This is a genomic window from Mesorhizobium sp. M7A.F.Ca.CA.004.04.2.1 (genome assembly GCF_004022825.1).
Taxonomy (GTDB): Bacteria; Pseudomonadota; Alphaproteobacteria; order Rhizobiales; family Rhizobiaceae; genus Mesorhizobium.
On record NZ_RZPH01000196.1, the window covers coordinates 1 to 7,334 of the forward strand.

General features: G+C 62.4%; 5 protein-coding genes and 1 pseudogene. 3 read left to right on the forward strand and 3 right to left on the reverse strand.

Annotated features, from left to right (window positions below):
• Nucleotides 1-72: 72 nt before the first annotated feature.
• Together EN893_RS11595 and EN893_RS11600 are read right to left on the reverse strand one after the other, a co-directional pair.
• A complete protein-coding gene (locus EN893_RS11595) occupies nt 73-1,665 on the reverse strand; it encodes a sugar ABC transporter ATP-binding protein (RefSeq protein WP_127267873.1) in 1,593 nt (530 codons plus the stop codon).
• An 11-nt stretch (nt 1,666-1,676) separates the two neighbouring features.
• Nucleotides 1,677-2,378, reverse strand: coding sequence for a GntR family transcriptional regulator (locus EN893_RS11600; RefSeq protein ID WP_127267874.1), 702 nt, complete (start codon nt 2,376-2,378; stop codon nt 1,677-1,679).
• A 176-nt stretch (nt 2,379-2,554) separates the two neighbouring features.
• On the opposite strand from EN893_RS11600, the gene EN893_RS11605 reads away from it, so the two are divergent.
• The 3 genes from EN893_RS11605 to EN893_RS11615 are packed head-to-tail and all read left to right on the forward strand — an operon-like array spanning nt 2,555 to nt 6,114.
• On the forward strand, nt 2,555-3,781 hold the full coding sequence (locus tag EN893_RS11605) for an iron-containing alcohol dehydrogenase (RefSeq protein WP_127267875.1): 1,227 nt from the start codon (nt 2,555-2,557) through the stop codon (nt 3,779-3,781).
• A gap of 16 nt (nt 3,782-3,797) precedes the next feature.
• Entirely contained in the window at nt 3,798-5,279 is a 1,482-nt protein-coding gene (locus EN893_RS11610; protein ID WP_127267876.1) for an NAD-dependent succinate-semialdehyde dehydrogenase, read from the forward strand.
• A gap of 10 nt (nt 5,280-5,289) precedes the next feature.
• On the forward strand, nt 5,290-6,114 hold the full coding sequence (locus tag EN893_RS11615) for an alpha/beta hydrolase (RefSeq protein WP_164748775.1): 825 nt from the start codon (nt 5,290-5,292) through the stop codon (nt 6,112-6,114).
• Between the two features lie 539 nt (nt 6,115-6,653).
• Here the strand turns inward: EN893_RS11615 and EN893_RS38030 are convergent.
• Nucleotides 6,654-7,334: pseudogene (locus EN893_RS38030) on the reverse strand (hypothetical protein); the annotation flags it as partial.

The window sequence follows — 7,334 nt, forward strand, 5'->3', positions numbered from 1 at the left end:
GCGCAAGGAAGGGTCCGACGTCGGTCCAACTGACATTGAGATCCAGGGCGCGACGCCCGGGTGCGGATTCGGTCATGACAGCCATTCTGTGCCTCCCTTGGCTTTTGGCCCTGGCTTGGGGCCACTGGTCGCCAGTACCGCCACGTTGCTTTCGGTCATTTCGGCGCCGCTGACCTCGCCGGTGATGCGGCCTTCGCGCATCACCAGGATGCGGTCGCAGATGCCGATCAATTCCTGCATCTCCGAAGAGATGACGATGCAGGCCTTGCCCTTCGCCACAAGCTCCTGGATGAAGGCATAGATCTGCGCCTTGTTGGCGATGTCGATGCCACGCGTGGGCTCGTCGATAATGACCACCGAAGGATCGGTCAGCAGCACCTTCGCCAGCAGCAGCTTCTGCTGATTGCCCCCGGAAAGCTGGCCCGCTTTGGCGCCGAGGCTCTTCAGCCTGATGTCATATGCCTCCACGGCCTGTTCCAGGGCCTCCGCTTCGCGGCGCCGACCCATCGAGAGGCCGGGATGGAACACACCGAGCGCCGACAGCGTCAGGTTAGGCGCCAAGCGCTCCTGCAGCAGCAGTCCCTTGCCCTTGCGATCCTCGGTCAGGTAACCGACGCCGGCGTCGATCGCCGCGCGCGGCGATTGGAAATGGATCGACTTGCCCTCAAGTTCGACCTTGGCGGCCGCCGGGCGCAGGCCGATAATGCCCTCGAAGAGTTCGGTTCGGCCAGCGCCGACCATGCCGGCGAACCCGAGGATCTCGCCTTTGTGGACCGTGAACGACACGTCCTCCGCATAGCCGGGAACGGAGGCGTTCCTCACGCTCAGCATCGGTACATCCGAAGGCGCTGCGGTCCTTTCAGGATAGAGTGCGGCCAGTTCGCGACCGACCATCAGCCGCGCCATATCCATCTGGCTCAGCGTCTTGCCGGGATAGATGCCGACCATCTTGCCGTCGCGCAGAACGGTCACCTTGTCGGCCACCCGTTGCACCTCGTCCAACCGGTGGCTGATATACAGCACGGCGATGCCGTGAGCCTTCAGTCGCAGGACGATCTCCAGCAGGCGCTCGACCTCGCCACCGGTCAGAACGGCGGTCGGCTCGTCGAAGATAACCAATTTATAGTCGTCAAGCAGAGCGCGAGCGATCTGCACCATCTGCCGGTCTGCCAGCGAGACGTCGCGCACCAGTGCCCTTGGCGAGACCGCGCAGCCGATCTGCTCCAGTTTCTCGGCCGCCAGCCGGCGCATGGTGCGGTCATCCACGACAAGGCCACGCGAAAGCTCTCGCCCGAGAAACAGATTGTCGGTGACCGTGAGCCCCTCGGCGAGCAGGATCTCCTGGTGAACCAAAGCGATACCGGCATCCTGTGCCTGGCTGGGCTTGGCAAATTTCACCGCATGTCCGTTCATCGACAATGTGCCGTGGCTTGGCTCGACATAGCCGGACAGCAGCCGCATCAACGTCGACTTGCCGGCACCGTTCTCGCCAATGATGGCGTGGATCTCACCGGGCAGGACGTCTAGGGTGATGTCCGACAACACCGTCACCGGGCCGTATTGCTTGGACAATTGCTGGGCGCGCAGCACCGGTTCGAGCGAACCATGCGCATTGCTGGACAACGTGCTCCCGCCCTCCCCGGCGATATTCGCGGCAATGGACATCCGTTCCGACCTCAATCGAATGCCGGGAGCAGGCGATCGCGCGAGTGCTCTATATGGATGCGCATCGCCTTTGCGGCGGCATCGGGATCGGCAGAGCCGAACGCGGCAAGAATCGCCTCGTGTTCGTCAAGTGCCTCTTCGGTCACACGTGCATGAAACATCAGGCGGAAGATGTGGAAGTGCGTGTGCTGGTGGCTCAACGTCTCGCGGATGAGTTCGTTTTGAGAAAACTCCAAGATCTTGTCGTGGAAGATCGCATCCTGCCTGGCGAAGTTCGAATAGCGTACGCGATCATCCTTGCCTTCGCGGCGTGACATCACGCCGGCGGCTTCGAGCAACACATTGAACTTGGCCTCGTCCATCATTGCGGCGGCCTTCGCGGCGCCGTGCGGTTCGAGCAGCAGACGCATTTCGTACAATTCGTCGAAACGGCGCCGGGTGATCTGGGGTGCGGCACGATAACCGATCAAATGCGTCTTGAGCACGAGGCCTTCGCCTTCGAGCCGGCCAAGGGCTTCGCGGATCGGCGTGTGCGAGACGTTGAATTCCTTGACCAGGCTATCGACTGTAATGCGTGAGCCTGGCGGGATTTTCAGCGCCATCAACTGCGCGAAGATGGCTTCATAGACATCTTCGACGAGACTGTTGGCGCGCTGGATGCGACCAGCTCCAATGGTGGCGTCGCTTGGGTCGGGTAAGTTTGCGGTCTGCATATTTTGCCTCTTGACAGTGAGGACTGCTAACACGATGGTTCCGTCGATGCAATCCTATATCCTATACGATTTTAAAGCGGATATTTTGTAGGGGCGAGAGACACGCTCTTAGACCGTCCGATCCAAGCCCAGTTCAATGCCTCCGTTTCCAGTCAGCCGCCGTCAAAGGACCGATCATGACCCTCTTCGCCGCCCTGCGGTTGCCGCGTGAAATCCTGTTCGGGAAAGGGCAGCGCCATGTGCTGCCGACGGTCGCCGCCCGGTTCGGCCGACGCGCGCTGGTCTGCACCGATGAGCGTTTCGCGGGCACAATGGTATTCGCCGACATCATCAAGTCCCTTCAGTCAGCCTCGATCGAGGTTCTGGTGCATGATCATGTTCTGCCCGACGTGCCACGCGACACGGTCGGCATCTGTGTCGAGGAAGCGAAGGGGTTCAGACCGGACATTGTGATCGGCATCGGCGGCGGCAGCTGTCTCGATTTCGCCAAATGCACCACCCTGCTTCTCAGCCATGGCGGCAAGCTCCAGGACTATTACGGGGAGTTCAAGGTGCCGGGTCCGACACTGCCGCTGATCGCCGTGCCCACCACGGCCGGCACCGGCTCCGAGGTGACGCCGGTCGCGGTGATTTCCGACCCGGACCGGACGCTCAAGGTGGGCATATCGAGCCCTCACCTTATCGCCGCCGTCGCTCTGTGCGATCCCGAGTTGACAATGACCTGTCCGCCTGGCCTGACCGCGATCGCCGGCGCTGACGCGCTGACCCATGCGATCGAGGCCTTCACCGCCATGCGGCGCGGTGAAGACCCCAATCTGCCGCAACAGCATGTCTTCATCGGCAAGACTGCGCTGACCGACCATTTCGCGTTGCTCGCCATAAAACTGCTTGGTCGGAGCCTGGAGAAAGCCTGCAGCGACGGCACCGATGCCGACGCGCGCGCCGATGTCATGATGGGCGCGCTCGCGGCGGGCTGCGCATTCGGCACCGCCGGCACGGCGGCGGCGCATGCCGTGCAATACCCGGCAGGCGCCCTCACCCACACCGCCCATGGTTTGGGCGTGGCGACAATGATGCCTTACGTGATGACCTATAACAGCCGCGTCGCCGCTCACGAGATGGCAGAGATCGGCGCGGCACTTGGCTTGGAGACCAAGGCCAGAACCGCCGCCGAGATGGCAGCCGCCACAATCGAGGAGATCAGGCGATTGTTCGCGGCGATCGGTATTACGCCGACACTGGCGGATTTAGGCCTCCCCGCCGATAAGCTTGACTGGACAGCCGAGCAAGCGCTCGGCATCGACCGCCTGATCAAGAACAATCCGCGTGCCTTCGATCTCGGCACGATGCGACGCCTCGTCCAGGCTGCCCATGACGGCGACCTCGCCGCCTGCGTTATGTGAAAAACGGAACAAAGCGATGAATTTGAAGGCTCAGCAACTCGACCAGGATGGCTATGACGTGCGCGGTTTTTCGCACGGACTTTACATCGACGGCACTTGGCGGCCGTCCTCCGACGGTCGGCTCATCGATGTCGTCGATCCCTCCTCCGGGGCGGTGATCGCGGCAGTTCCCGATGCGACGGTCGAGGACGCCACCGCCGCCGTCGAGGCGGCGGCCAAGGCGGCCAAAGGATGGCGGGAGACGGCGCCGCGCAAACGCTCGGAAATCCTCAGGCGTTGTTTCGAACTGATGGTCGAACGCTCGGAAACGCTTGCCATGCTGATCTCGCTGGAGAACGGCAAGGCGTTGCGCGACGCGCGCGGCGAAGTGGCGTACGCCGCCGAGTTCTTCCGTTGGAATGCTGAGGAAGCGGTCCGCATCACCGGTGAGTTCGGCACCGCGCCCTCCGGCAGCAATCGCATCGTGGTCGATTATGAGCCGATCGGAATTTGCGTGCTGATCACACCGTGGAATTTTCCGGCCGCTATGGCGACCCGCAAGATCGCGCCGGCGCTGGCGGCAGGCTGCACTGTCGTCCTGAAGCCGGCAAGTGAAACACCGCTGACGGCCTATGCGCTGGCGGCACTCTACAGCGAAGCCGGCGTGCCTGCCGGTGTCGTCAACGTGCTGACCACGACCAGTCCCGGGCCGCTTACTTCGGCCATGCTCGCCGATCCGCGCGTCAGGAAGCTGTCCTTCACGGGGTCGACGGGTGTCGGCCGAACCTTGCTCGGCGAGGCTTCAAAGCATGTCATTTCGTGTTCGATGGAACTCGGCGGCAATGCCCCGTTTGTCGTCTTCGACGATGCCGAACTCGACGCCGCCCTCGACGGCGCGATGATCGCCAAAATGCGCAACGCCGGCGAAGCCTGCACCGCCGCCAATCGCCTCTATGTACAATCGGGAATTTATGATGCTTTTGCCGACGGGCTCCGCAAGCGTATGGCGGCACTTAAGGTGGGAGCGGGACCGAATGCAGACACAGAATGCGGGCCGATGATCACCAGAAAGGCTGTCGACAAGATCGACCGCCTGGTCAAGGACGCCGTGGGCCGGGGGGCCAAGGTGCTTTGCGGCGGGGCGATTTCGGAGGAAGAAGGGTTCTTCTATCCGCCCACAGTGCTGTCCGATGTGCCGCCCGATGCGGAGATGGCGCACGAGGAGATTTTCGGCCCGGTGGCACCCATCACACGCTTCGACACCGAGGCCGAGGCGATCGCACATGCTAACAACACGGAATATGGCCTGGCCGCTTATATATACACACGCGATATTGGACGCGGCATGCGGGTGGCGTCCGGGATCGAGGCCGGCATGATCGGTCTCAACCGAGGACTGATGTCGGATCCGGCCGCACCATTCGGAGGCGTCAAGCAGAGCGGCCTTGGCCGCGAAGGCGGCCAGCACCACGGCATCGCCGAGTTCATGGAGGCTAAATATATTGCCGTCACCTTCTGAACCGGCAGTCATGTCAAACGACCCTTTCCGCACGCGCGACCATGTGGCCGACTTTGACGATATCGTGGCCGACATAGTAAGCCGCAGCGCCGAAACCCGGGCGACCCTGCCGATGTCGGCTGATATCGCCTATGGCGAGGGCAAGGCCGAAAGGTTGGACCTCTTCTTTCCGCCCGGCGCGCGCAGGGATCTTCCCGTGCACATCTTCATCCATGGCGGCTACTGGCGCATGTTCTCCAGGAGCGACTATTCTTATGTAGCGAACACAGTCACCAAAGCTGGGGCGATCGCGGTCATCGTCGACTATGCGCTGATGCCCGAAGTCAGGATGGCGGCAATCGTCGACCAGGTCCGACGTGCCAAACAATGGGTGCTGGACAATATAGCCGCCCATGGCGGTGACCCTGCCCGGCTAAGCGTAAGTGGTCATTCGGCGGGCGCACACCTGGCCACATTCCTGTTCGAAAAGACGCCAATGCCATCGCGCATACGTGCGGCGCTGCTGCTAGGCGGCCTTTACGACCTCAAGCCCCTTCAGACGTCCTTCCTTCAGCCGCTAATCGGAATCACCGATGAGGAGGCAGCTGCCTTCACCCCAATGACGCGGTGGCATGACCCGGAGACGGCAGCGACCATTCTCGTGGGAGATCAGGAAACGTCACCTTTTCACCAGCAGGCCGCCGACTTCGGAAAGCGCTTGCGCGCGCAGGGGCACCTTGTCTGCGACCTCCGCCTGAATGACCGAAACCACATGAACAGCGCGCGTGATCTGGGCATCAGCGGCACACAATCTGGCGATTGCCTGATGGCGATGATCGAGGGAAACGGCCTATAGGACGGAACCTGGGGAAGCAGAGCCGCTTGACTGCCGGGCCAGACACTCCCGTCACTCAAGAAAGTACCGTCACGGGATCGCGGCACGCTACCGGCATCGGGCTGAGCTTTGCGGCAGGTGAATCCGGCAGAGGACACAACCGACGACTCCTCATCCTCTTTCTCCACACTGACGAACTGCACAGCGCATCAGAAAATCGAAATTGCCCCTGCCGCCCTGAGTCGCGATGGTCTTTACGCAAGCAGCCGGCTTAGGGCTGTGGAGGAAACGTCGTCGCGGCAAAGCCCCTGGGCAAGGCCGCTTTGGCACGCCGCTGGTTCAAACCGGCAGCGAGGGAGGGTCTGACTTGGCTGGTTCGGGCAAATCCGACACCGCGCGCTTGGGCATCAAAATGTCCCAGGAACTCGTCGTCGGCGCGATCTCGGCCGTCCTGTTCCTGGTGTTCTCGGCGACGCTCAACAATTTCCTGAGCCAGGGCAACATCCTTGCCATTCTCAAGAATGTCTCGATCCTCGGCACGCTGGCCGTCGGCATGGGGTTCATCGTCGTCGGGCGCGGCATCGACCTGACCATGGTGGCGGTGATGGTGGTCGGCGTCGCTCCGGGATCACGGCGCGCAGTGTCGGCTGGTCGAACCGCGTCACATAGGCCAGCGTCTCGCCACGGCGCACGAACTTGCCCTCGAGATCATTTGCCGAAGGAACGATCAGAGTTCCGCTTGCCTGCGCCCGTACCGTCAGCGCTTCGGCACGGTCGCGTGCGATGACAAGGTCGGCGCGTGCCAGCCTGAGTTCTTCGGCCACCACTTTGGCGTTGACCTTTTCCGAGACATCGAGTTTTTCGAGGCGGCGCTCAAGCTCCCCAACCCTCAAATCCAAGAGGACGGTCCGCGCTTCCAGCAACGGGTCTTCCAGCCGCAGGATCGGGTCGCCTCGCTCGATCCTGGCGCCGGGCGTCGCGACAATTTCCGCCACCACGCCATCGACACCGGCATTGACGACTCCGTCGCCCGGCAGCCATACGACGCCTTGCGCGGCGGTCGCGTAAGGCAGCGGGATGACAAAGAACGGCGAGGCTACCAGTGCGAGGCTGGCTGCAACGACGGCGAAGGCCCTCCCCCTCGTTTTTCTCAGGGATGGGCTCGTGAACAGAAACCACAATTGGCGCGCCAGCGGCACGCCAACCATCAGCACCAGCGCCCACCCAGCCATCATCATGCC

Coding starts and splice junctions, on each gene's coding strand:
- EN893_RS11615 (WP_164748775.1), top strand. CDS start 5,290: ATGTCAAACGACCCTTTCCGCACGCGCGACCATGTGGCCGACTTTGAC.
- EN893_RS11600 (WP_127267874.1), bottom strand. CDS start 2,378: ATGCAGACCGCAAACTTACCCGACCCAAGCGACGCCACCATTGGAGCT.
- EN893_RS11605 (WP_127267875.1), top strand. CDS start 2,555: ATGACCCTCTTCGCCGCCCTGCGGTTGCCGCGTGAAATCCTGTTCGGG.
- EN893_RS11595 (WP_127267873.1), bottom strand. CDS start 1,665: ATGTCCATTGCCGCGAATATCGCCGGGGAGGGCGGGAGCACGTTGTCC.
- EN893_RS11610 (WP_127267876.1), top strand. CDS start 3,798: ATGAATTTGAAGGCTCAGCAACTCGACCAGGATGGCTATGACGTGCGC.